Source organism: Pseudomonas sp. Pmew2, assembly GCF_058129885.1.
This window is the reverse complement of sequence record NZ_CM176702.1, coordinates 1,104,747-1,127,507: the sequence shown is the minus strand read 5'-3', so window position 1 is coordinate 1,127,507 and position 22,761 is coordinate 1,104,747. Positions and strand designations below refer to the sequence as shown.

Annotated in this window: 19 protein-coding genes; 10 read left to right on the top strand and 9 right to left on the bottom strand. The window is 58.6% G+C overall.

Annotation, left to right across the window (positions count from 1 at the left end):
• Positions 1-86: 86 nt before the first annotated feature.
• The 3 genes from purD (at position 87) to AC4ANK_RS05185 (ending at position 4,930) form a co-directional block, all read left to right on the top strand.
• Entirely contained in the window at positions 87-1,382 is a 1,296-nt protein-coding gene (gene purD / locus AC4ANK_RS05195) for a phosphoribosylamine--glycine ligase (RefSeq protein WP_002555377.1), read from the top strand.
• A gap of 89 nt (positions 1,383-1,471) precedes the next feature.
• On the top strand, positions 1,472-4,261 hold the full coding sequence (gene retS, locus AC4ANK_RS05190; protein WP_002555378.1) for a hybrid sensor histidine kinase/response regulator RetS: 2,790 nt from the start codon (positions 1,472-1,474) through the stop codon (positions 4,259-4,261).
• Positions 4,262-4,333: 72 nt separating this feature from the next.
• The gene (locus tag AC4ANK_RS05185; protein WP_004655739.1) at positions 4,334-4,930 is read left to right on the top strand and encodes a MarC family protein; all 597 of its coding nucleotides are present in this window, start codon (positions 4,334-4,336) and stop codon (positions 4,928-4,930) included.
• A 6-nt stretch (positions 4,931-4,936) separates the two neighbouring features.
• On the opposite strand, the gene AC4ANK_RS05180 is transcribed toward AC4ANK_RS05185, so the two are convergent.
• The 8 genes from AC4ANK_RS05180 to cobG all read right to left on the bottom strand — a co-directional run bounded on the left by AC4ANK_RS05180 (position 4,937) and on the right by cobG (position 12,563).
• Positions 4,937-5,572 (bottom strand): hypothetical protein, encoded by a 636-nt coding sequence (locus AC4ANK_RS05180; protein WP_002555380.1) that lies wholly within the window; start codon positions 5,570-5,572, stop codon positions 4,937-4,939.
• Positions 5,573-5,607: 35 nt separating this feature from the next.
• Positions 5,608-6,243, bottom strand: coding sequence for a hypothetical protein (locus AC4ANK_RS05175; RefSeq protein ID WP_005732151.1), 636 nt, complete (start codon positions 6,241-6,243; stop codon positions 5,608-5,610).
• Positions 6,236-6,934, bottom strand: a complete 699-nt coding sequence (locus tag AC4ANK_RS05170; protein WP_031597292.1) for a hypothetical protein — start codon at positions 6,932-6,934, stop codon at positions 6,236-6,238. The genes AC4ANK_RS05175 and AC4ANK_RS05170 overlap by 8 nt, the downstream gene beginning before the upstream one ends.
• A gap of 60 nt (positions 6,935-6,994) precedes the next feature.
• The gene (locus AC4ANK_RS05165; RefSeq protein ID WP_044423910.1) at positions 6,995-7,819 is read right to left on the bottom strand and encodes a hypothetical protein; all 825 of its coding nucleotides are present in this window, start codon (positions 7,817-7,819) and stop codon (positions 6,995-6,997) included.
• 349 nt (positions 7,820-8,168) lie between these two features.
• Complete coding sequence (cobJ, locus tag AC4ANK_RS05160) at positions 8,169-9,869, bottom strand: precorrin-3B C(17)-methyltransferase (RefSeq protein WP_002555381.1); 1,701 nt, start codon at positions 9,867-9,869, stop codon at positions 8,169-8,171.
• A complete protein-coding gene (locus tag AC4ANK_RS05155) occupies positions 9,869-10,603 on the bottom strand; it encodes a precorrin-2 C(20)-methyltransferase (protein ID WP_002555382.1) in 735 nt (244 codons plus the stop codon). Before AC4ANK_RS05155 ends, cobJ begins: the two co-directional genes overlap by 1 nt.
• Positions 10,600-11,226: a precorrin-8X methylmutase gene (locus AC4ANK_RS05150; protein WP_002555383.1), complete on the bottom strand. Its 627-nt coding sequence runs from the start codon at positions 11,224-11,226 to the stop codon at positions 10,600-10,602. The genes AC4ANK_RS05155 and AC4ANK_RS05150 overlap by 4 nt, the downstream gene beginning before the upstream one ends.
• A complete protein-coding gene (gene cobG / locus AC4ANK_RS05145) occupies positions 11,223-12,563 on the bottom strand; it encodes a precorrin-3B synthase (protein ID WP_002555384.1) in 1,341 nt (446 codons plus the stop codon). The genes AC4ANK_RS05150 and cobG overlap by 4 nt, the downstream gene beginning before the upstream one ends.
• 125 nt (positions 12,564-12,688) lie before the next feature.
• Here cobG and AC4ANK_RS05140 point away from each other — a divergent pair, with 125 nt between their 5' ends.
• From AC4ANK_RS05140 to AC4ANK_RS05130, 3 genes are read left to right on the top strand one after another with little or no spacing between them, the layout of a single operon-like run.
• Positions 12,689-13,891, top strand: coding sequence for a bifunctional cobalt-precorrin-7 (C(5))-methyltransferase/cobalt-precorrin-6B (C(15))-methyltransferase (locus tag AC4ANK_RS05140; RefSeq protein ID WP_002555385.1), 1,203 nt, complete (start codon positions 12,689-12,691; stop codon positions 13,889-13,891).
• Complete coding sequence (locus AC4ANK_RS05135) at positions 13,891-15,003, top strand: cobalt-precorrin-5B (C(1))-methyltransferase (RefSeq protein ID WP_002555386.1); 1,113 nt, start codon at positions 13,891-13,893, stop codon at positions 15,001-15,003. The genes AC4ANK_RS05140 and AC4ANK_RS05135 overlap by 1 nt, the downstream gene beginning before the upstream one ends.
• Entirely contained in the window at positions 15,000-15,719 is a 720-nt protein-coding gene (locus tag AC4ANK_RS05130) for a cobalt-precorrin-6A reductase (protein ID WP_002555387.1), read from the top strand. The genes AC4ANK_RS05135 and AC4ANK_RS05130 overlap by 4 nt, the downstream gene beginning before the upstream one ends.
• Before the next feature lie 150 nt (positions 15,720-15,869).
• On the opposite strand, the gene AC4ANK_RS05125 is transcribed toward AC4ANK_RS05130, so the two are convergent.
• Positions 15,870-16,328, bottom strand: coding sequence for an REP-associated tyrosine transposase (locus AC4ANK_RS05125; protein WP_002555388.1), 459 nt, complete (start codon positions 16,326-16,328; stop codon positions 15,870-15,872).
• A gap of 144 nt (positions 16,329-16,472) precedes the next feature.
• On the opposite strand from AC4ANK_RS05125, the gene AC4ANK_RS05120 reads away from it, so the two are divergent.
• From AC4ANK_RS05120 to AC4ANK_RS05105, 4 genes are all read left to right on the top strand, one after another.
• The gene (locus AC4ANK_RS05120) at positions 16,473-16,934 is read left to right on the top strand and encodes a copper chaperone PCu(A)C (protein WP_002555389.1); all 462 of its coding nucleotides are present in this window, start codon (positions 16,473-16,475) and stop codon (positions 16,932-16,934) included.
• Between the two features lie 13 nt (positions 16,935-16,947).
• The gene (locus AC4ANK_RS05115; RefSeq protein ID WP_002555390.1) at positions 16,948-17,382 is read left to right on the top strand and encodes a DUF2946 domain-containing protein; all 435 of its coding nucleotides are present in this window, start codon (positions 16,948-16,950) and stop codon (positions 17,380-17,382) included.
• 84 nt (positions 17,383-17,466) lie between these two features.
• A complete protein-coding gene (locus AC4ANK_RS05110) occupies positions 17,467-18,840 on the top strand; it encodes a PepSY-associated TM helix domain-containing protein (protein WP_002555391.1) in 1,374 nt (457 codons plus the stop codon).
• Between the two features lie 247 nt (positions 18,841-19,087).
• On the top strand, positions 19,088-22,531 hold the full coding sequence (locus AC4ANK_RS05105; RefSeq protein WP_460383482.1) for a dermonecrotic toxin domain-containing protein: 3,444 nt from the start codon (positions 19,088-19,090) through the stop codon (positions 22,529-22,531).
• Positions 22,532-22,761 lie beyond the last annotated feature (230 nt).

The window sequence follows — 22,761 nt, the reverse complement described above, 5'->3', positions numbered from 1 at the left end:
TGCTGCGCCAGTGCGGTCTCGTACGGAGGTTGGGTCGCCTCAGGCACACCGCGTACTCCAGAATCAGCGTCATCGAGGTTTTTGAAATGAATGTTTTGATCATTGGCAGCGGCGGTCGTGAACACGCCCTGGCATGGAAAGTCGCTCAGGACCCACGTGTGCAGAAGGTGTTTGTCGCACCCGGCAACGCGGGCACGGCCATCGAAGCCAAATGCGAGAACGTGGCTATCGACGTTCTGGCACTGGAGCAACTGGCGGATTTCGCTGAAAAGAACGTTTCACTGACCATCGTCGGTCCTGAAGTGCCGCTGGTTGCAGGCGTTGTCGACCTGTTCCGCAGCCGTGGTCTGGACTGCTTCGGTCCGACCGCCGGCGCTGCGCAGCTTGAGGGTTCCAAGGCATTTACCAAGGACTTCCTGGCGCGCCACAAGATCCCTACTGCCGACTATCAGAACTTCACCGAGATCGAGCCTGCCCTGGCCTATCTGCGTGAAAAAGGCGCTCCGATAGTCATCAAGGCCGACGGCCTTGCAGCAGGCAAGGGCGTGATCGTCGCCATGACCCTGGCAGAAGCCGAAGATGCCGTGCGTGACATGCTCGCTGGCAACGCCTTTGGCGAAGCCGGCTCCCGCGTCGTTATCGAAGAGTTTCTCGATGGCGAAGAAGCCAGCTTCATTGTCATGGTCGACGGCAAGAATGTGCTGCCCATGGCCACCAGCCAGGATCACAAGCGCGTCGGCGACGGCGACACCGGCCCGAACACCGGTGGCATGGGGGCCTACTCCCCTGCCCCGGTGGTCACCGCCGAAGTTCATCAACGTGTCATGGATCTGGTTATCTGGCCGACCGTCAGGGGGATGGCTGATGAAGGCAATGTTTACACCGGATTCCTCTATGCTGGTCTGATGATCGACAAAGCTGGCAACCCGAAGGTCATCGAATTCAATTGCCGCTTCGGCGACCCGGAAACCCAGCCGGTCATGCTGCGCCTGCAATCAAGTCTGGTACTGCTGGTTGAAGCAGCGCTGGCGCAGGCGCTGGACAAGATCGAAGCACAGTGGGACCCCCGTCCAAGCCTGGGGATCGTCCTGGCCACTGGTGGCTACCCCGGCGATTACGCCAAAGGCGCAGTTATCGAAGGCCTGGAGGCTGCTGCACAGTTGGAAGGCAAGATATTCCACGCAGGCACTGCCTTGCAGGATGATCGTGTCGTGACCAGCGGCGGTCGTGTACTGTGTGCTACGGCACTGGGTGACAGTGTTGGCAATGCGCAGCAAAATGCCTATGCGTTGGCTGCCAAGGTTGATTGCCAAGGATGTTTCTATCGCAAGGACATTGGCTACCGTGCCATTGCCCGAGAGCGTGGCGAAGAGCTGGAATAATCGATCAGGCCTGCCTCTTCAATCAGAGGCAGGCCGATTGAACCGGCATTCGCGGTTTACCAGGCATTCACTCACGAAGGGATTTCATTGTGCGCTGGCTCAGGATTGCCATAGCCTCAATCGCTGGACTGCTGACCCTGCTGTTCATGCTTTCGGCACAGGCCGAGCATGGCGCAGGTTGGTCGACGCTGCTCGACGAAAAGGCTCACCTGACGCTGGATGAAATTCGTTCGGCGCGCTATCAGAATCAATTCAGTCCTACCGAGCTGGAACGAGTCACTGCAGCGGAACGTGACAGTGCGGTATGGCTGCATTACCGCATGCTGCCTACCCAGCACGAGCAGCTTCTGCGCATCTTCGCTCCGGACCTCGCCAGCGCGGACATGTATGTCATGGATGGCGATCAACAGATTGATCACCTGCGCACCGGCAACGAGGTGCCCAAGGAAGATCAGCGTCTGCCTTCGAACGATTTCCTGCTGCCGATCCCGCAGAGTTCGAACACGCTGGATATCTACCTGAAGCTGGTCTCCACCCAGAAAATGCGCCCCAGCATTACCCTGGAGCCGGCCATCAAAAGCGCCGCCGACGAGACCGAGCCGTTCCTGTTCGGGCTGCTTTTCGGTGCGCTGTCGATGCTCATTGTGCAGAACCTGACGCGCTACGGGCATACACGTTCGCGTAGCAATCTATGGCTCGCCGCCTGTGAAGCACTGCTCGGGCTCAGTGCCCTGTTGCTGCTTAACCTGCTGCGACCGATTGACCCGTGGAATATCGCACAGACTCCCAGTGCGCACATTGCGCTGTTGCTGGCGGCTGTCGCAGGCCTGATCTACACCTACTGCTTCTTCGTCCATCGCAACGCCCGCAAACTGGATCGTCTATTGCTGGGCAACGCCGTGCTCATGGGCATCGGTACTGTGCTGGTACTGCTGGACGACAGACTGCCGATCAATATTCTGACTTTCGGCCTGGTCTCGTTGACGACGTTGAGCATTCTGGCGGTGTCGATGTGGCACTGGCAGAAAGGCTATCGTTCGGCGCGTCTGTTTGTCCTCGGGATGATCATTTTCAACATTGGTTACATGGTGGTTCTTCCGGGCCTGCTGTGGCTGAGTCTGGTGCCGCCACAGTGGCTGATACTCGCGCTGCTCAGCGTGTTCTGCATCAGCGGTCTGTCGATGAGCCTGGCCCTTAGCGAACGCCATCGCAGCATCACCGAAGACCGTTTCAGCCTCAGCCGTGATCAGGCTGCGAGTACCGCCGAAATCAACGCCAAAGCCGAATTTCTGGCCAAGATCAGTCACGAGATTCGCACCCCCATGAATGGCGTGCTGGGCATGACCGAACTGCTGCTCGGTACGCCGCTGTCAGTCAAGCAGCGCGACTATGTGCAGACCATTCACAGTGCCGGTAACGAACTGCTGACGCTGATCAACGAGATTCTGGACATCACCAAGCTCGAGTCAGGGCAGATAGAACTGGACGATGTGCAGTTCGACATCGGCGCGCTGGTCGAGGACTGCCTGAACATCTTCCGCGCCAAGGCCGAGCAGCAGCAGGTCGAGCTGATCAGCCAGATCCAGCCCCAGGTGCCACGGGTTATCAATGGTGACCCGACTCGCCTGCGCCAGACGCTGTTGAGCCTTCTGGAAAATGCCCTGAAGAAGACTGACGAAGGTGAAATTCTTCTGGCCGTCGCCCTTGAGTCTTCGAAAAACGGAAAGACGCGTTTGCGTATTTCGGTGCAGGACAGCGGTGAATCGCTTTCCGACGAAGAACGTGAAGAGTTGCTGCACGCCGAACTGCACAGCCGGAACTTCCTGGCCAGCAGCAGGCTCGGTGGTCACCTGGGGCTGGTCATCGCCCGCCAGTTGATCATCCTGATGGACGGTGAATTCGGTATTCAGAACAGCGGCACCCAGGGCAACACGTTATGGCTGAACCTGCCGCTGGACGCAAAGCTGCTGGAGCAGCCGACCATCGATCTGGACAGCCCGCTGAAAGATGCCAGAGTGCTGGTGGTTGACGACAACGATACCTGCCGCAAGGTGCTGGTCCAGCAATGCAGCGCCTGGGGTCTGAATGTCAGTGCAGTGGCGTCCGGCAAGGAGGCACTGGCCTTGCTGCGGACCAAGGCGCATCTGCGCGACTATTTCGATGTGGTCCTGCTCGACCAGAACATGCCCGGCATGACCGGCATGCAACTGGCCGCCAAGATCAAGGAAGACCCAAGTCTGAATCATGACATTCTGTTGATCATGCTTACCGGTATCAGCAATGCCCCAAGCAAGATCATTGCTCGCAACTCCGGTATCAAGCGCATTCTGGCCAAACCGGTGGCGGGCTACACGCTCAAGACGACGCTGGCAGATGAACTGACCCAGTTGAACAAGGGAGTTGCTGCACAAAAGCCTGGCCCGGTCATCAATACGCCGGTCAGCGTACCGGGCGACTTCCGGATTCTGGTAGCCGAAGACAACAGCATTTCGACCAAAGTGATCCGCGGCATGCTCGGCAAGCTCAACCTGAATCCCGATACGGCGAGCAACGGCGAAGAAGCGCTGCGTGCCATGAAGGCGCAGCGTTATGACCTGGTACTGATGGACTGTGAAATGCCGATACTCGACGGTTTCTCGGCAACCGAGCAATTGCGTGCCTGGGAAGTCGGCAATCAGCGGGTGCGCACACCGGTCGTTGCACTGACTGCGCACATTCTCACTGAGCACAAGGATCGTGCACGCCAGGCAGGTATGGATGGTCACATGGCCAAACCTATCGAGCTGTCGCAACTGCGCGAACTGGTCGAACACTGGGTAGCACACCGCGACAAGGCTCGCGGACTGCCTTCGGACGGTGAGCAGTATCGAAGAAACTGACAGCAACGGGAAAGGCACACAGTGGCCTGATAGACTGGCGCTGCCATCCACCTGCTGCTGTGAGTCGAAGCCATGCTTCACGTGTTGTTCAGCGTCTATCTGAAAATGCTGGTGCTTTACAGCCCGTTTTTCGTTCTTTCCTGCTTCATCAGCCTGACCCGCGGTCACTCGCGCAAGGAACAGCGGCGTCTGGCCTGGAAGGTAGCGCTGGCGACACTGATTTCCAGCATCTTGCTGTATCTGTTCGGTAGAGTGATTTTCGATGTATTCGGAATCACGGTCGATGCCTTCAGGATTGGGGCTGGCAGCGTGCTGTTCATATCCGCGCTGGGTATGGCCCAAGGCAAATCGGCCGTCCAGACCGATAATATCCAGCAGGATGTGACCATTGTTCCGCTGACCATTCCCCTTACCGTCGGCCCCGGCACCATTGGTGCGCTACTGGTCATGGGCGTCAGTCAGCCTCATTGGGATGACAAACTCACTGCCATCCTGAGTATTGCACTGGCCAGCCTCACGGTTGGCGTGGTGCTTTACCTCTCCAACCGTATCGAACGTATCCTGGGCGATCAGGGTTTGCAGATTGTCAGCCGCCTGATGGGGTTGTTCGTCTGTGCGTTGGCGGCACAAATCATCTTTACCGGTATAAGGGGCTATCTGCTGCCCTGATACAACTCAGATACGTGCAGCCCGCACCAGCCCTTGCGCCCTGCCGTCCAGATACCGCGTTACATCATTACGATGTGCGGCGTAAATCTTGCGGTCAAAGGTGTAACTGCCGCCCTTGACGTGAAACAGCAGCCGTCGGCTACCTGCCGCGTGCTCGTCCACGCTCAGATGCAGACTGCACAGCAACAGAAGTACCCGATCAGGTTCATACTTCTCGCAGGGCACTACCTGGAAGCTGCCCAGACGGCCTTGTTCAAAGCCGTTTTTAAAGTAAGACTCTGCCGCCTGATTCACTCCCAATGCTGCGACAGCGCGCTGCACCATGCCGCCAAGGCGCTTGCGGTCCGCTGGACTGCTGACCTTGAAGGTCGCCTGTAACAAATCATCGACATTGCTTACGACCAGTGAGTCGCCCAGAACCACGCCTTTTTGCTGTATGCCACGTGTCTTGAGCCGGCTGCGGTAGTAATGCATCCAACTGCTCCACTGCGTCTTGAAATCAAACTGCTTACCTGCGAACAACTGCGCATCCAGAAGTACATCCTGAATGTCCGTGCGCTCCTCACTTGTAAGCCCCGGAAGAAACGTCACCATACTGGGGATATCGCCCAGATACGCCGCATTGCCTGTGCCTGCTTTCATTTGAGTAACTCCCTTCCATGGGAACTTGACCGTCGTTATAAATTGATGATTTCAGCGGCAGCACGATCAGCCAGCATGTCCTGAACAGTCTGGCGAAAAGGTTCGAAGCTCTTGCGACTGAACCGAAACGCAGTACCAACAGCATGTACTTGCATTTCTCCGCCAAGAATCTGCCAGAAATAAAGCGCTGGCCTCGACGCAACGGTGGTCATCTGCAGGCTGCACAACAGGATCATCACCTCGTCTTCGCTGTGCATTGCACAAGGCATGAGTTGAAAGCTTTCAGAACGTCCAGACGTAAACCAGCTGCTGAAAAATGTCTTCGCATGGTTACTGCTCAGCAGCCTGTCGAGTGAGCTGCGATAGAGCCGGCGAAGCTCGACGGAGTTATTGACCATTGGAAGCTGCAATTTGCCAATGTCCCTGAAACTGTGAATTCTCAAGCGCACGTCGTTAATCACCGCACTGCGCCGTCCACCCGTTGCAAGAATGGCTTGCTGGTAAGCGTCCAGCCATGAACGCCAGGCCATGCGCGGGGAATGCTGGTCATCGGCGACAAGTTTCGCGTGATGCAGACAGTCCTGTACGTCCTGACGCAAACCGGGCTCGACGTTACGGGCGAACGACAGGAGATTGGCCCCTGCCAGCAGGGTCTCATCCAGATCAGACATAAGGCGTTTCCCCAAGCGACATGATCATGCCGGGACGCCTGCTCGACAACGCCTTGTCGATGTCATCGCGAAACTGCGAATAGACCTGTTCAATCAATTGCATTTTATAAACGGTCACAGCGATGTTGCCGTAGACACTTTGCGGTTCGAGTACTTCGAAAAGAAAACCGGATGGCAACGGCTGACGTGTGGCGAACTGAAGCTGCGCCAGCGTCAGGTTGTGCTGATCGTCGAAGAACCCCAGTTGCAGGACTACGCCGACCTGCAATTTTCCCGCATGATTCAAACCGCTCTGTACCGTCTGGCTACGCAGCAACTGAAGCGCCGTGTTATGAGCCGATTGCTTGCACACTTTACGCATCAATGTTTCTGCGTCCTGCAGGGTCTGCGCTGACACTGACGGTGCAAGGGCACGCTCGAGGCAACTCCATACGGTTCGGACAGCATCTACCGGCAAAGGCTCGCTGACGTGTTCGCTGGCATTCAGCACCCAGCCGAAACGCAGAGCCGCAGCAAGGCGGCTTTCATTCCATTTTCCGAACTCGGCGAACCTGGGGTGCTGCTTCGATGCTGCCAACTGCACATACAGCATCGAGTCCAGCACATCGTTTTTCGGCGCGACCTGCTGCGACGTGGGGAAAAACAGCAAACAGCCGGCATTGACGACTGCGGCATCCAATTCCTGCTTCATGGGAGAAATTCCTTTTTATCCCGAAAGCGGAGGCAACCCGTGCCTCCGCAAATAACCCGATCAGATTTCAAACTCTTCGATCGCGCTCTTGGCGTTGTCGCTCAGCTTTTGCTGGATCAGGTCGCGATGGCGCGAATACAGGCTCGTGTTGAGCACCAGGTTGTCCTCGCCTTTCCAGGTTTCAACGTTTGTGTCCTGCCACTCCCAGAACAGGACATTGGTGACATCACTGTCGGTCTGGAAGCTGACCGCGCCCATGGACAGAGTCACGGTCTTGTCATCGGACTCGATGCACGAGGCAATACGGAAACTGCCTCCGCGGTGGGTTTTTGTCTGGCCTTCAAACAGGCGCAGAGGCTCTTTTTTAGCTTTCAGTGCAGCGATGGCACCCGCAGCGACCTTGAGCATCAGCAGCGATGCAGGCCCAGGCAAAGCGGCAGCCGCAACAGCCGAGCCAAGGATCTCAAGGCCGACTTCGTCCATGGTGAAACGCTGCTGGGTAGCACGATAGCGGGCATAGTTCCAATGGGTGGAAAGCCAGCCAACCTTCGAGAGTACTTCGTTGAATTTGTCGTACCACTGATCACCCTGGGTTTCAGGGCTGAACGCCTTGTTGGCCACAAGGGTGGCAAACAGAAAGGAGTCCATGACGTCTTGCTTGCTCTGCCGCGAAACGCCCTCGGCAAATGCCAGCAGACTGCTTGCAACCACAGCACCCTTGGCAGCTTCATCGCCTGGGTCAAAGTCAGTCTCGTCACTGGCCAGAAGCAATTCAGGCTTTATGGCTGCTGCGTGGGCGATGGACGAAGCAGGGCATTCAGCCAGCTCACAAGCGGCAATGTAATCAAGGTTGTCGGTCATGCTCATCGTATTGTCCTGTTTCATTTCATTTAGTCCTTTAATTCGTGAGTCCTTGTGGACAGATACGAGACTAATCAAATAAATCAGGCCGTTTTTCCGGCACTTTCGAGCGGTCTATTGATGGCTTTTTCAACTGCCGCGGCAACACTCGATGGCGCGCGCAAAACTCAAGCTGTGCTCAGCCCTCGGTAAACAGCGGGCGAAAGAAAAATCCGTGGCAGGACAGAGAAAAAAGCCACAAGCCTGGCAACTTGAAGAACATCCGTTCGCGCAAGCAGCCAGGCCGAAAACTCGGCCTGACTGCCTGTTGATACGCAGAGGTTTCAGCACTTTCCCACAGTAAATTCGATACAGGTACGACAAGCCTATGGGCTCAGGCTGTAGGTTTCGCGCCATACCAGCGGGGCGTGTAGACCCAATTGCCGCCTTCGTTGCGAGGAAAGGTGCAGGTCAGGGAAGAGCCGATCAGCACCATGGTTCGCATGTCCACCTGCTCCGGCGTCAGCTCACCCAGCGTAATGACGCGCAGTGTCTGGCCAGGACGACCGATGTCGCGCCCAAGCGTGACGGGCGTTTCAGGAGTGCGGTGCTGGCGAACTATCTCCAGCGCACGCCCCAGTTGCCAGGGTCGTGAACGGGAAATCGGGTTGTAGAAGGCCAGCGCAAGGTCTGCCTGACAGGCAAGGTCCAGACGCTTTTCGATGATCTCCCAAGGCTTGAGGTTATCGGACAGCGACAACACACAGAAATCATGCCCCAACGGCGCACCAGCCTGAGCGGCGGTTGCCAGAGAAGCCGAGACACCCGGGAGAATCTCCAGCTCGACCGAGTGCCAGTGCGGGTTGCCGGACTCGTGCAGCGCTTCAAGCACTGCCGAGGCCATGGCGAACACGCCCGGATCACCGGACGACACCACAACCACCGAACGACCTTGCGCGGCCAGTTCGAAGGCATGCCGGGCACGCAGCATTTCTTCGCGATTGTCGGTGCAATGCAGTACCTGATCGGCACGAAACGGCCCGGCCATGCGCACGTAGGTTTCGTAACCCAGCACATCATTGGCGCGTGCCAGTTCAGCCTTGACGGCAGGCACCATAAGGTCCTCTGCGCCGGGGCCCAGGCCGATGACTGCAAGCCGGCCACGCCCACGGCCGATGTTCTGCACATCCAGCGGTTGAGTCGCGACGGCAATCGCCATGTCGTCGACGCTGAGTGGCGGCAACCGTTGCGGCACGCAGCGGGAGGCCATTTCGCTGGCCGCCCCAGCCTTGTCGAAGCGCACCGGGACGCCCAGCTCGCTGGCTGCCTGATGCAACTGCGCATTGGCCATCTGCTCTTCGCTGGCCAGCAGGCAAGCCAGGGATTGCTCGGCAATGCTTGCGTCGTGCAACGCCGAGCGGACCCGCATAGCCAGTTCAGCGGTTATTTCGCTGACGGCGACCAGTACACTGCGCGGGTAGATCAGTAATTCATGGGGAGCGGGCTCACGTAGGGCGCAGCCGACATGAATCGTCAGCTCAGCCTGCGGGTCTTCGGGCAGTTGCGCTCGCTCCAGCCAGGGAGCCTCGCCTTCAATGCGCACCGGTTCGCCGGAGAGCAAGTCGGAAACAAAACGCTTGCCCAGCTCCAGGTCGCCCAGTGCATAGCCGCTGGGCGGGTTGAGCAGGCAGGTGCCGAAGCGCAATTCGCCGCTGGTGGTGATTGCCGGTGCAACGCCAAGCCCGTTGGCAATGCTGCGCGCCATGACATTGACCCCGCCCAGGCCACCAAGCAGTGGCACCACTGCACTACCGTCCTCAGCTACGGCGAGTACCGGCGGCTCGACGCCCTTCTCCAACAGCAGCGGGGCCAGGGTGCGAATCACTATGCCAGCGGCACACAGGGCGATAATAGGGGTGTTTTGCTGATACAACTGACGCAGCGTGCTACCGAATTCGCTGTAGGTAATGTCAGCGTTCTGCACACGCTCGGCCAGGCCATGAATCTGCGCATCGGGAAACAGCTGCTGAATGCGCCGCGCGGTAGCCAGGCTGCCATTGCCGAGAATGACGATGGCTGGAATGTTGAGAGTCATCAGCCTTGCCACCTGTCACCCGGAACGATAATCAGCGAAAAATACGGCGAAGACATCGGGTCTACCTGATCCAGCGGGACGATTTTCTGGTTGGCCATGGTTGCGCGCTCGACATACAGCGCACGCCCGGCCATGCCCAGTTCGGTCAGCACTTCACGGACCTTGTGGAAGTTGCGTCCCAGTTTCATGATCACTGCTGCATCGGCATCAGCCAGCTTGCGTTTCAGGTCCTCGTGGGACAGCACGCCGGACAGCACCGACAGGCTCTGGTTGCGATACACCAGCGGCGCGCCCAGTACCGAAGCGCCACCGAGCATCGAACACACACCCGGAATCACTTGCGCCTCGTAGCGCTCGGCCAGGCGGTCGTGCAGGTACATGTAGGAACCGTAGAAGAACGGGTCGCCTTCGCAGATCACCGCGACATCGCGCCCGGCGTTCAGGTGCGCCGCAATGTGCAGGCTGGACTCGTCGTAGAAGTCGCTGATGACTTTTTCGTAGGACAGCGGCGCTGGCAAGGCTTCGGTGGTGACCGGGTAGACCAGTGGCATCAACGTTTGAACGTCCTGCAAGTGCGCTTCGATAATGCCGAATGCGTTGCCCTTTTTACCCTTGGCCACGAAGTACGCCACCACAGGCGACTCCCGCAGCAGGCGCAGCGCCTTGACGGTAATCAGCTCCGGGTCGCCGGGGCCGACGCCCAGGCCAATCAATCGACCGCGTGCCTGCATCATTCGATCTCCGTGGCCAGTGCATTGACAGCGGCCACGGCCATGGCGCTGCCGCCACGACGACCCTGCATGATCACAAATGGCACGCCACGGCTGTCTGCGGCAAGCATGGCCTTGGACTCGGCAGCGCCGACAAAGCCAACCGGAAAGCCGAGAATCAGCGCTGGTTTCGGCGCGCCTGCATCGAGCATTTCGAGCAGATAGAACAGCGCAGTCGGCGCATTGCCGATGACCACTACGCTGCCTTCCAGGTACGGACGCCACAGCTCCAGCGCCACCGCAGAGCGCGTATTGCCCAGTTCGAGCGCCATTTCCCGCACGCCTTCATCGTGCAATGTGCAGATGATCTGGTTGTTGGCGGGCAGCCGGGTACGGGTGATGCCTTCTGAGACCATGCGTGCGTCGCAGAGGATCGGTGCACCGGCGGCCAGGGCATTGCGCCCGGCCGTACCGGCACCCGGCGAGAAGCGCAGGTCTTCAATGACTTCGACCATCCCGCAGGCATGGATCACGCGCACGGCGAGTTTTTCCAGGTCGGCGGGGATCGTGTCCAGGCGCGCTTCGGCGCGAATGATCGAGAAGGAGTTGCGATATATCTCCTGACCATCGCGGATGTAATCAATCATGCAATGTTGCTCCGTGAGTCGGCGTTCAACTGCGCACCGACTGCTTCAATAGTAAGGTCACGCGCGCGCAGCACACCGAAACCGGCATGCGCTGCGTCGCGAAAATAAAGGTCGTAACGGCCGGGCGAAACGGCCAGCAAGGTTACCGGCGCTACGTGAGCAGCAGCGCAGGAACGCGTGCAACCGCTTAAATGAACGGCCTGACTGGCAACAAGGCCGGTAGCCAGTTGCAGCGCATCAGCCTTGGTATCGGCCAGCCCTTTTGCACAGCCGGCAGAACCGGTACACGCCACCATCTGCGCCAGTGGCTGTTCGGCCGAACAGATCAGACCCGCGGCCTGCAACGCCGTCATCACTGTTGCAGCGCGCTCGACCGGCACATTGGGCAACAGCAGGCTCTGCCAGGGCGTCAGGCGCAAAGTGCCGTCGCCCTGCTCTTCTGCCAGTTGCGCGACGATGGCGAGCGTGGCGGCATCAAGACGCCCCAGCGGAACCACCGCCCCCACCGCAACCCGCGCAGGCTCGGCCTGTGGATAAATACCGATATGCCGATTGCCCTGAATGGCCGGGCGCTGCCAGCCGGTGACGGCTTGATCCACCCGCAACGCGCAGTCCAGCCGGGTAGAAAGCTCGCGCAACACATCGTCGGTCGACACCTCGGCCAGCAGATGCCGCATCCGGGTGTGCTCCGGGCGGGCCAGATCGAGGAACAATTCCAGCAACCCGACAACCAGCGTTTCTCCAGCCGCCAGCGGCACAGCGGCCAGCGGTCGATCATTGGCCGGGCAACCGGCCAGCCCGAACGCCAGCAGCACTTCGCCGTCGAGGTTCAGCGCCGACAGCCACACATCATGCGCGTGTTCGAGCATCACCAGCGCTTCACCAGCATCCAGCGACAACGCAAATTTGGGTGACAGCTCATGGAAGCGCGGGTGATTTTCCAGCGCATCGAGAACCTGCGCCGCCAACGGTCGGGCATCGAACAGCATGCGCGAATCCAGCCCCGCGGTCGGGCTGAGCATCAGGTTGCGCACATCGTCACTGGCAGGGTTGGCCGGGCCGAGTCCTGCCGCCATCAATGCCTTGATCAACCCATCGTGATCAGCGCCGATGCCGCGAATTTGCAGGTTGGCGCGGTTGGTGGCTTCGATAACGCCCTGTGCATAAGTCTGCGCAGCCTCTGCAACCGCTATTGCCTGCACACTGCTGATGACCCCGCCCGCCAGCTTGATCCGGCAGATCCCGCCGTCCAGTGCCGGGACGATACGCAGCAACCCCGGACAGGCCGAGGGGCGTAGCGTTGCAGAGGATGTGCGAGCGGACTGCGGCTCGTTCAATGGATCACCCGGTATGAACTGGACGTGGATTAGAGCACTTGTACCCCGTCGGGCGCGGTATTATGCCTGCTTTGTCCGCAGGCATGAAAAGGCGCTCTGTCGGAAGTTCGGATTGAGGTAGGTACATGTCGCCGTGGCTGACAGTCGTGGGAATCGGAGAAGACGGTTACAAGGGCCTGGGCAAGAACGCCCGGCACGCTCTGCTGCACGCTGATCAGGTGTTCGGCGGTCCGCGCCAGCTGGCATTGCTGCCGCCGTGCATTCGCGCCGAGCGGCGTGCATGGCCGAGTCCATTTTCGCTGAACCCGGTGTTGGAACAGCGCGGTGCCGAAATCTGCGTACTGGCCAGTGGCGATCCGATGCTGTTCGGCGTCGGCGCCAGCCTGGCACGCGTAGTCGCCATCGACGAAATGCGTATTCTGCCCGCCCCTTCTTCTTACTCTCTGGCCGCCGCTCGTCTGGGCTGGCCGTTGCAGGAAGTCGTTACCTTGTCAGTGGTTGCCCGTCCGGTAGCCGCATTGAACGCTCATTTCCATCATGGCGTACGTCTGCTGGTGCTGAGCAATGATGGCAGCAGCCCCGCAGTGATTGCCGGTTTGCTGCGCGAACGAGGCTTTGGCCCTAGCCGCATGACGGTCCTGGAGCACCTGGGAGGTGAAGCCGAACGGCGCGTCGAGGGGCTGGCCAGTGAATGGGGCAATCCCGAGATCGCTGCGCTGAACCTGGTTGCCGTCGATTGTCGCGCCGACGCCAGCGCCATTCGCCTGAGTACAGTGGCCGGTTTGCCAGACAGCGCTTTCGAGCATGACGGCCAGTTGACCAAACGCGACGTGCGGGCGATCACCCTTGCCCGCCTTGCTCCGGTGCCGGGTGAACTGCTTTGGGACGTCGGCGCGGGCTGCGGCTCCATCGGCATCGAATGGATGCGCGCGCACCCAACCTGCCGGGCGATGGCCATAGAAGCGGACGAAGGCCGTCAGCAACTGATCGAATTCAATCGCGATGCGTTGGGCGTGCCGGGCCTGCAATTGGTCCGTGGCAGCGCGCCACAGGCGCTGAGCGGTCTGGAGCGTCCGGATGCGATTTTCATCGGCGGTGGCGTGACCCGTATCGGCGTGCTGGAAACCTGCTGGGAGCAGTTGCGCTCCGGCGGGCGGCTGGTCGCCAATGCAGTAACCCTGCAAAGCGAGGCTGCACTCATGGCCTGGCGCGAGCGGCATGGCGGCGAACTGACGCGTATTCACGTCGCCCATGCTCAGCCTCTTGGCGAGTTCGATACGTGGCGTCAGGCCTTGCCGATCACTCTGCTGGATGTAGTCAAACCCTGATGCGCGAAGAAACCGCCGAACAGCCTGCTCCGCTGCGCAGTGGCCTGACCACCGGCAGCTGCGCCACAGCAACCAGCCTCGCGGCAGCGCGGCTGTTGCTCAGCGGGCAAATCAGCGATGCGGTAGAGATTGTGTTGCCCAAGGGCAAACAGGTGCAGATGCGCCTGGAATTCTGCCGCCTTGTGGATAACTTCGCCGAAGCCGGAACACTCAAGGATGCCGGGGACGATCCCGACGTTACTCACGGCGCGCTAGTGTTTGCGCGCGTCAGGCTGGAAATGGCACCCGGCGTGCGCTTCGTGGCAGGCGCAGGTGTAGGCAGCGTGACCCGCCCCGGCCTGGTGTTGGCGGTGGGCGAGCCCGCCATCAACCCGGTGCCTCGACGCATGATGACCGAACACTTGCTGCAGCTGGCGGAAGAACTCGGCTACAGCGGTGGTTTCGAGGTTACGATTGGCGTCGAGGGCGGCGAAGCGCTGGCGCTCAAAACCATGAATCCGCGCCTCGGTATTCTCGGCGGACTGTCGATTCTCGGCACCAGCGGGATTGTCCGGCCCTTCTCCTGCGCGGCTTACATCGCGTCGATCCATCAGGGCATCGACGTCGCCACCACCAACGGCTATCGGCATATTGCCGCCTGCACCGGCAACGCCAGCGAAGACACCATGCGCCGCGTGTACAACATCCCGGATATCGCCCTGATCGAAATGGGCGATTTCGTCGGTGCAGTGCTCAAGCACCTGCGCAAGGTGCCTGTGGATAAGTTGAGCCTGTGCGGTGGCTTCGGCAAGATCAGCAAACTGGCCGCAGGCCACATGGATCTGCACAGCCGCCATTCGAGCATCGACCTGCCGCAACTGGCGCTGTGGGCGGCGGATGTCGGCGCGGACGCAGACCTGCAACAACGTGTTCGCGATGCCAATACCAGCCAGCAGGCGCTGGCGATGTGCGCAACGGCGGGCGTGCCGCTGGGCGATGAGGTGTGTCGTCATGCGCTGGCTTTTGCCCGCAGCGTGGTGCCTGCACAGGTTCAGGTCGAAGTGTTCGCCATAGACCGTCAGGGCGGTATCGTCGGTCAGGCGGGCGTTGCGTTATCGAAGGAACACACATGAAACGAATTCTGCTGTTGGGCGGCATTACCGAAGCGCTGGCGATTGCACGCAGGCTCGGGCCTGAGCATATCTATAGCCTGGCAGGTGTGGGTCGAGTGCCGGCAGATCTGGCCTGTCAGTTGAAAGTTGGCGGCTATGGCGGCGCAGAGGGCATGGCGCAGTACATTCGTGACCAGGGCGTCGATTTGCTGCTGGACGCAACCCATCCGTATGCTGCGCAAATCAGCCGCAACGCTGCTTGTGCGGCCCGGCTGACTGGAATTCCCTGCTGGGCCTTGCGCCGCACTGCCTGGCAGGCTGGTGCGGGTGATGACTGGGGCGAAGTGGCCGACTGGTCAGAACTGGTCACGGCACTGGCGCCCTTCAAGCGCCCACTGTTCACCTTGGGGCGCGAGCCTTTGCAGCATCTGCACGAGATTCCGGAGCATCAATTCTGGACGCTTCGGGCATTGGACAGCTACCCCGGCAATGACCACTGCGAAGTGATCGGCGCGCGCGGCCCGTTTGCCCTGGAAGACGAACGTCAGCTGTTTGAACAACGCGATATTGATGTGCTGATCAGCAAAAACAGTGGCAGCAGCTCCACCGAACCCAAGCTTGAAGTCGCCCGCGAGCGCGGCCTGCCCGTCCTGATCCTGAAACGCCCGGAGTTGCCTGAGGTGGATCGGATTTTGTGGAGTGTGGATGAGGTGCTGGAGGCGTTGGGGCTGGAGTGAATGAACCGTCTTCAGTCCTCATGAAAATCGTGAAACAAGCCGACCAGTGGGAGTGAGCTTGCTCACGAAGAGGCCGGTATAGCCGCTGAAAATCAATTGATCCGTTAATCCGCCTTCGCGAGCAAGCTCGCTCCCACAGGGTCGTTATTTTCAAAGCCAAATTGCGTCCCATAAGGGATAATCACGCACGCTTTTGACCAAGCCGGCTCGAACAGGATTGGCAACAATATAACGGGCGAAATTTAAAAGGCTTTCTTCAGTGCGGATGCCTACGTCGTGGTATCCGCTTTGCCAAAAAGGTCCACTGCAGCCGCTGGCTCTGTTTATGGTGATCGCGCTTTTCGATTTGACGCGCTGTACAACTCTGGATAACGAGTGGCTATTCAACTGCAGCAGCCAGTGAATATGGTCCGGCATGACGACCCACGCTAATGAATCGGCCAGTTGCTGCTCCTGGACTTGCCGAAGCTCATCGACGAAGAGACGCCCCATGCGCCAGTCAGAAAAAGCAGGTTTTCTCTGGAGTGTTTTCGCGGTGACCAGATAAATCTGGCCTGTACCGGAGATCCGTCCGATGCGCAAACGATGCGACTTTGCCCTCTCACTCATCCCATCACCTTATGGCTGCGTGCTTGGGAGCGACTCTACAAAGCGCGCACACTTAGCGTGTGCTTAAAGGTTTACCTGAGTGTTTCGTATGTCCAGTCGAGCTGCCCTTCACTCTTTTTCTAAAACCTCCGGAGAACCCCCTCAATGCTCAAAAACGCACTCCTGCTGGCCGCATTACTGCTGCCAGCCTGCTTTGCCCAGGCCCATGAGTACAAGGCTGGGCCGTTGCTGATTGGCCATCCCTGGTCAATGGAGCTGCCGCCCAATGCGCCGACGGTCGCGGCGTATTTCACTGTCGAGAACAAGGGCGACAGCGCAGATCGTCTGATCAGCGTCGACAGCCCCATCGCCGGGCAAGCGCAGTTGCATGAACATATACACGCCGACGGGCTGATGAAGATGCAGCACGTTCAGGCGGTCGACATCCCGGCCGGTGCGAAGGTGAGTTTCGCGCCGATGGCCTGGCACGTGATGCTGCTGGACCTGAAAGACCGTTCGAAGCTGGTCACCGGCCAACGCTTCCCGATGACCCTGCATTTTGAAAAGGCGGGAGATGTCGAGGTGCAGGTCGTGGTACAAAAGCAGGCTCCGGAACACCAGCACTGAGTCGTTTTACAAAGTGAGCACATTGCGCCGCGTTCGCGACAGATCAGCCACCCGTAACAAACGGGGCGCATGGCTGAGTCTGTTCGCCATGTTGATGATCTTTATCGGTCCACTGGTTTCCCAGTCGATGCCGATGGATCATCACGTCGGCATGTCGATGTCCATGCCAGCCAGTATGGATATGTCGGCAGACAGCCACGCCCATCACGGCGGCGAGCATTCCATGCCTGCCGATGCGGGCATGAGCGATCACGCGCTGTGGGCAAAATGCGGCTATTGCACACTGCTATTCAGTTGCCCGGCGCTGCCCCATGTGCTGGAACTGGTCGCAGCCCCGCCGCCAAGGCCGGGTGATTTCTTTGCCTCGCAGCCGCTGCCGGGGCATGCACACAAGGCTATATTCCCCAATGCCCGAAGCCGGGCACCGCCAGCGCTCACCACGGCATAACCCGAAAAAAAGATTCCACGACGGCGCGCAGCTCAAGGCTGCGCGCCATTCGTGCTGTGTTATCCCTATTGGGGAGCGTTGAACGTGTCCAAACCTGATGTCTCTTTTTACAACCTTGCCTGGCGATGGCATTTCTATGCAGGGCTGTTCGTCGCGCCGTTCATGATCCTGTTATCGCTGACCGGCATCATTTACCTGTTCAAGCCGCAACTGGACAACCTGATGTACCACGACCTGCTCAGCGTGGCACCGGCCGAGCACCGCCTCACTGCCGACGAGCTGCAACAGCGGGTAAAGAGTGCTTACCCACAGGCAGCCATTGGCAAGTATTTCCCGCCGTTAAACGCCGAGGGCAGTGCGCAGTTTGTGATCAGCGAGCAGGGCCGCGAGGTGAATGTCTTCATTGACCCCTATCGCGGCGAGGTTCTTGGCACCCAGGACGCCAAAAAGAACCTGCAGGCGATTGCCCGCGCACTGCATGGCGAGCTGATGATCGGTACGCTGGGTGACCGGCTTGTCGAGCTGGCGGCTGGCTGGGGGATTGTGCTGGTGGTCTCCGGCCTTTATCTATGGTGGCCCCGAGGCCGCTCGGCCGCCGGCGTGTTCTGGCCACGCCTGACCGCCAAGGGGCGCGTGCTGTGGCGTGATCTGCACGCGGTGACCGGTTTCTGGGGCGCGTTTTTGCTGTTGTTCATGCTGTTGAGCGGCATGACCTGGACCGGGCTATGGGGCAAACAATACGCTGCGGTATGGAACACCTTCCCGGCAGCCATGTGGACTGACGTGCCCAAGTCCGACAAGCAGGCTGGCGAGTTGAACAATGCCAGCGTGCAGACCGTGCCATGGGCCATGGAAAATACGCCGATGCCGGTTTCAACCGGCGAGCACGCCGAGCACATGGACCACATGCATATGTCCAGCGCACCGGCAGCGCCAACCGTGTCATTGCAGCGAGTTGTCGACATTGCACGCGCCAGAGAGATCGTACCGGGCTACAGCATCACCCAGCCTAAAACAGCTGATGGCGTGTTCACCGTGTCGGTGTTCGCCGACGACCCGCGCGATGACGCGACGCTGCATATCGATCAATACACCGGCAAGGTGCTGGCCGACGTGCGCTACGTTGATTACAGCGCAGTGTCCAAGGCCACCGAGCTGGGCGTGATGCTGCATGAAGGTAAATTTTTCGGCTGGATCAATCAGTTGCTGATCCTGCTGGTCTGCCTGATGGTACTGCTCAGCTCGGTCAGTGGGTTGGTGATCTGGTGGAAGCGCCGACCTCGGAGCGGGCTGGGTGTACCGCCATTGCGCCACGACCTGCCACGCTGGAAAACCGCGACAGTGGTCATGATTGCCCTGGGCGTCATATTCCCTCTGGTGGGTATTTCGATGCTGATTGTCTGGGTGCTTGATCGAATAGTGCTTTCACGCTTTGCCAAAACAGCGGCAACAGCTTAGATTGCTCGCTGCGGGGCCTGAAACCATTGAGTGGCGTTGTGATGAATTCCTCCTCATACCCGGTTTCAGGTCCCGCCCTGCTTTGAACCTTCCATGCCCCCGAAACTTCCTACCGACCAGATCGCCAATGCTGCCTTCACCGACCTGCGCTGGCCGATAGCCGTGCGCCGTCAGCCCTGACTACATGAAATGAACCGCCCGGCCAATGCCTTAAGCGGATCATCCATCATGCAGGCGAATCGGCACCATGAACCTACCGCTCATAACATCAGCACCACCTCCACAACGTTCGCTTGCCAGCGACACGTATCCACCTGGTTTCAGCAAAGCAACCCAGGAGCTGGCCAGTACCCTGCTCTCCCCCCTCAAACCCGAGCTGGATGTGCAGACAACATGGCTGACCTACCTTGACAGCAAAGAAATACCGGACAAGGGAGCCAATATTCACAGTGTTCCGCTGATCCCCAGTCTGATCGAGCACTTCACCGGCCTTCTGAACTGGACCGACCATGATGTGCAAGGCCTTTACCCGACTCCGTCGTCCACTTCGCAAACACCAGCCATCCAACCGCTGGGCCGCGCAGCTATCGCGACTTTCTATACCCAGGTCAGCCAGCAACTGGAACAGTTCTATAGCCAGAAACTTGCGGACTACTGGAGCATTGCAACATCGGATGGCGAAACCAAGGGACACCAGTTTGTCGCCGAGCAGATCGAGTGCATGAAATCTGAATGCGCGGTGCAGATTGCCCTCGAAAAAATGACGACCGGGCACTACAGCCTGCTGTCGGCAGCATTGGCAGCCTGCGCCCCTGACCCCGACGGAAATACTGCCGAGCTGCAGCCACACAGCGTTTATGGACTTTCGGCAAGCGCTGGTGATAGCCCTCCGCTTTCGCTTTACGGGGCGTTTGTAATCGCAAGACGTCTTCGTGATGAACCTGTGCAGATCGATCAGGAGGAGCTTGAAGATGTGCTGCTGTTCACCCCGCATGACGGGCTGGAAGCATTTGCATCCTTGACACAAATGAACGAAGCCCTTGCTCGACGAGGGGCTGAACCTGATTACAGACGACGTCTGCTGGCTGATTCCGAGGCTGACCAACCAGTCCAGGCTGCACCTGACAGCAACATCTTGCAGTGGCAATACACTTTGCTGGAAGGCAACTTTCTAAGCCTGTTGCATACACGCCAGATCACCAGACAGCAATCTATGTTCGCTCAGGCCGTACAGCTTGCCCGCACCCAACGAATGGATGCGGTTTGTTTCGAGCAATCGATAGTGCAACTGCTGGGATCAGAAGTTTACTTCGACCACCATTGGCGCCTGGACCGGCTCGATAACGATCTGGTGGAAAGCCAGATGCCTGCATGGTGGAAAACCATGAAGCAGTCGCAGCGCATTGAATGGCATGAGCAGGCGCAGCGGTTTGGCCAATCGGTTGTGAATATTCGCAAAAACAGCAAGGACCACTTCGGTCAGCCGGATAACGACAGCCGCACTTACTTCACGCGCTATATCGACAAGCAGCTCGAGGACGTATTGAAACGAGCCTCAGTGGAGGTAGCAGCGCAGCACATTATTGTTTCACTGACCTATACAACCGGCACTGAAGTGCTGGATATTCCCGGCGCGCCTATGATGCCCGCAACCGAGACCGCGAAGACTTCGCTATGGCAGTTGGCACACACCCATGCCTACCGGGCCAAAGCTAAGGATGCATTGCTGATCCAGGCTATGGATAGTGAAGGCGCAGTCATCAGGAAACTGGACAAAGCCACCATCAAGGAATTGGTTACAACCATTGAGGCCCCCCAACACCTCAGCGAGTACCTCGACCTAAATCTGAAAACATCGGCGTATGCGCAACAACTCAAGCAGTCACGAAAAGTCATGCTGGAAGCTCAGATGAAGATGATGCTGCTGGAGATCGAACAACTGGCGTTTGCGCCAGCGGGTCGAGAGTGGATCAAAGCAGTGCTGGATTCGCCAGCACCGCAAGGGCGCCGAACCATCAAAGATGAAGCCATCGAAGTCAGGTTTTTCACTGTCAATCAATTCAAGATGACCAATGTCATGCTGATCGCTCCCGCGGGGAAATTCGATAAGGGACCGCTTGTACTGTGCACACTGAATGCTTCCGACGGCATCGTTTTCCGCTGGTTCAACAGCATGTTTCATCTCACCACCACCTTTCTGGAAGAAGTCTCGTTTCAGCAGTACCTGCTTAAGCAAATACCGCTGTCCAGGCGTCTGGAGACGCTGCGTGCCATGCAGTACGAGAAAGAGGCAAAGCACTGGCGCCCGCCACAGGTACTTACTCAATTTTCGCTGATACCGATCCCTTCAAGGCTGCTGCATCCAGTCGTTTTTATCCGCCAGAGCAAAGATATTTACGAGGAAATTCACGAGACCAGGATCACTCAGTTGATCAGCGAAGCCAAGCGGCATATGAGCCAGGAAACCAATCAGGGGCAAGCCGGCCGAAGCTTCGATCTGATCGCCGGTATCGCAATTCTGTTTCTGCCTGAACCGATCATGATGCCTGTTGCGCTGGGCGTGGGCCTGTATAAAACCTGGAACGCCTTTTCGAAAATAGACGAAGGCGACCACGAAGGAGCCGCCGAGGAGTTTCTGAGCGCCATTGGCTATCTTGCCACTGCTCTCATTGGCCATGTGGCGCTAGCCCTTAAACCGGTAACGCATGCCTCCGGAGCAGCAAGAAGTCCGCACCTGATTCGCAGGGTGGGTCGCGATGGGCAGATGCAGATTGGCTATCTCCTGTCGCATTCCAAAGCCCCACGTTTTGCAGACTCTAAATTAATCGTCGCTATGGACCCTCACCGCTTCACTGCCATCGAGATAGAGGGCCAGACCTGCTTCATAAGCCGTCGTGCCAACATGTTCGGCCACTCGCGCCTTTATCGGCCGAACCCCATGGATGCAACGCAGTTGGTGCATGAGCAGGAATTTGCCTTGCGTACTACCAGCGGTGCCTGGAAAACCGTGGGAAAACAAATACCGCGGCTGAGTCAGCCAGCCATCCGCAATGCCCAAGCACACCTGACCAGCCTGACAACTGCCTGGCCTGCGTCCCTGGAAGAAGCAAGCAGCGCTGAACGTTTGAAGTTCGAGGCCGATTACCTCGCCCTGAGTAAAGCGTCCAACGCAGAAAGCTTTTCGGAAATAGCAGCTTATACAGAGGGAGGTTCGGCAGCCATCAATCCTGTATTGCGAAACGGTATGCGCAACGCCACCACAAGCAGGTTTCTCCGCCAGTTCTACAAACTCAAGCCATGGCATGGCACTGCCTTTGGCTCCACGTATGTATCCAGCGAAGGAGTGGCATGTCTGGAACGCGAGATAGGTGCGGTGTTTACAGATAATGGCGTGCAGTCCGCATCGGTATCGCGAGCCAATGCCTCCAGATGGAGCCAGGATGGATTTGTGAGCAGTAACGCTAACTCGGAAAATCACCCGGTATTCTTTATCTTCGCGCCTAATGTGCCCAAGAAGAACATGTTTACCGGCTTTCTCGGTGATCACGTCGCCATCCCGCCTGGAACTCGCGTGCAACTGGGTGCGACAACACGGGTCAACGGCCAGCTGTTCGCCTGGTTCGATGCTCCCGAGCGACTCGTTGACCAGACCTACGATCTTTACACCGGAGCACAGGAGTTCTGGGTATGAGGCGCTTGGCCGTTTGAACACAACGGCAGTAGAGACAATGCTGGTATTTCATGGTCCGCACCATTGCAGCGCATAGCGCACGCCCTCTTCCTGCCCCCGTTCCAGGTTGGTGCGCATACCCTTTACTGCGCGACACATTCGTTCCATTTTGCGACGCGCTTAGGTTGGCCCAGACCTTGCTAACGGTTGAAAGAGCAACGTAATGCACCGCCGCAGACCTATCAAAAAAA

Coding starts and splice junctions, on each gene's coding strand:
- purD (WP_002555377.1), top strand. CDS start 87: ATGAATGTTTTGATCATTGGCAGCGGCGGTCGTGAACACGCCCTGGCA.
- AC4ANK_RS05185 (WP_004655739.1), top strand. CDS start 4,334: ATGCTTCACGTGTTGTTCAGCGTCTATCTGAAAATGCTGGTGCTTTAC.
- AC4ANK_RS05180 (WP_002555380.1), bottom strand. CDS start 5,572: ATGAAAGCAGGCACAGGCAATGCGGCGTATCTGGGCGATATCCCCAGT.
- AC4ANK_RS05175 (WP_005732151.1), bottom strand. CDS start 6,243: ATGTCTGATCTGGATGAGACCCTGCTGGCAGGGGCCAATCTCCTGTCG.
- AC4ANK_RS05170 (WP_031597292.1), bottom strand. CDS start 6,934: ATGAAGCAGGAATTGGATGCCGCAGTCGTCAATGCCGGCTGTTTGCTG.
- AC4ANK_RS05165 (WP_044423910.1), bottom strand. CDS start 7,819: ATGAAACAGGACAATACGATGAGCATGACCGACAACCTTGATTACATT.
- cobJ (WP_002555381.1), bottom strand. CDS start 9,869: ATGACTCTCAACATTCCAGCCATCGTCATTCTCGGCAATGGCAGCCTG.
- AC4ANK_RS05155 (WP_002555382.1), bottom strand. CDS start 10,603: ATGATGCAGGCACGCGGTCGATTGATTGGCCTGGGCGTCGGCCCCGGC.
- AC4ANK_RS05150 (WP_002555383.1), bottom strand. CDS start 11,226: ATGATTGATTACATCCGCGATGGTCAGGAGATATATCGCAACTCCTTC.
- AC4ANK_RS05140 (WP_002555385.1), top strand. CDS start 12,689: ATGTCGCCGTGGCTGACAGTCGTGGGAATCGGAGAAGACGGTTACAAG.
- AC4ANK_RS05135 (WP_002555386.1), top strand. CDS start 13,891: ATGCGCGAAGAAACCGCCGAACAGCCTGCTCCGCTGCGCAGTGGCCTG.
- AC4ANK_RS05130 (WP_002555387.1), top strand. CDS start 15,000: ATGAAACGAATTCTGCTGTTGGGCGGCATTACCGAAGCGCTGGCGATT.
- AC4ANK_RS05125 (WP_002555388.1), bottom strand. CDS start 16,328: ATGAGTGAGAGGGCAAAGTCGCATCGTTTGCGCATCGGACGGATCTCC.
- AC4ANK_RS05120 (WP_002555389.1), top strand. CDS start 16,473: ATGCTCAAAAACGCACTCCTGCTGGCCGCATTACTGCTGCCAGCCTGC.
- AC4ANK_RS05105 (WP_460383482.1), top strand. CDS start 19,088: ATGAACCTACCGCTCATAACATCAGCACCACCTCCACAACGTTCGCTT.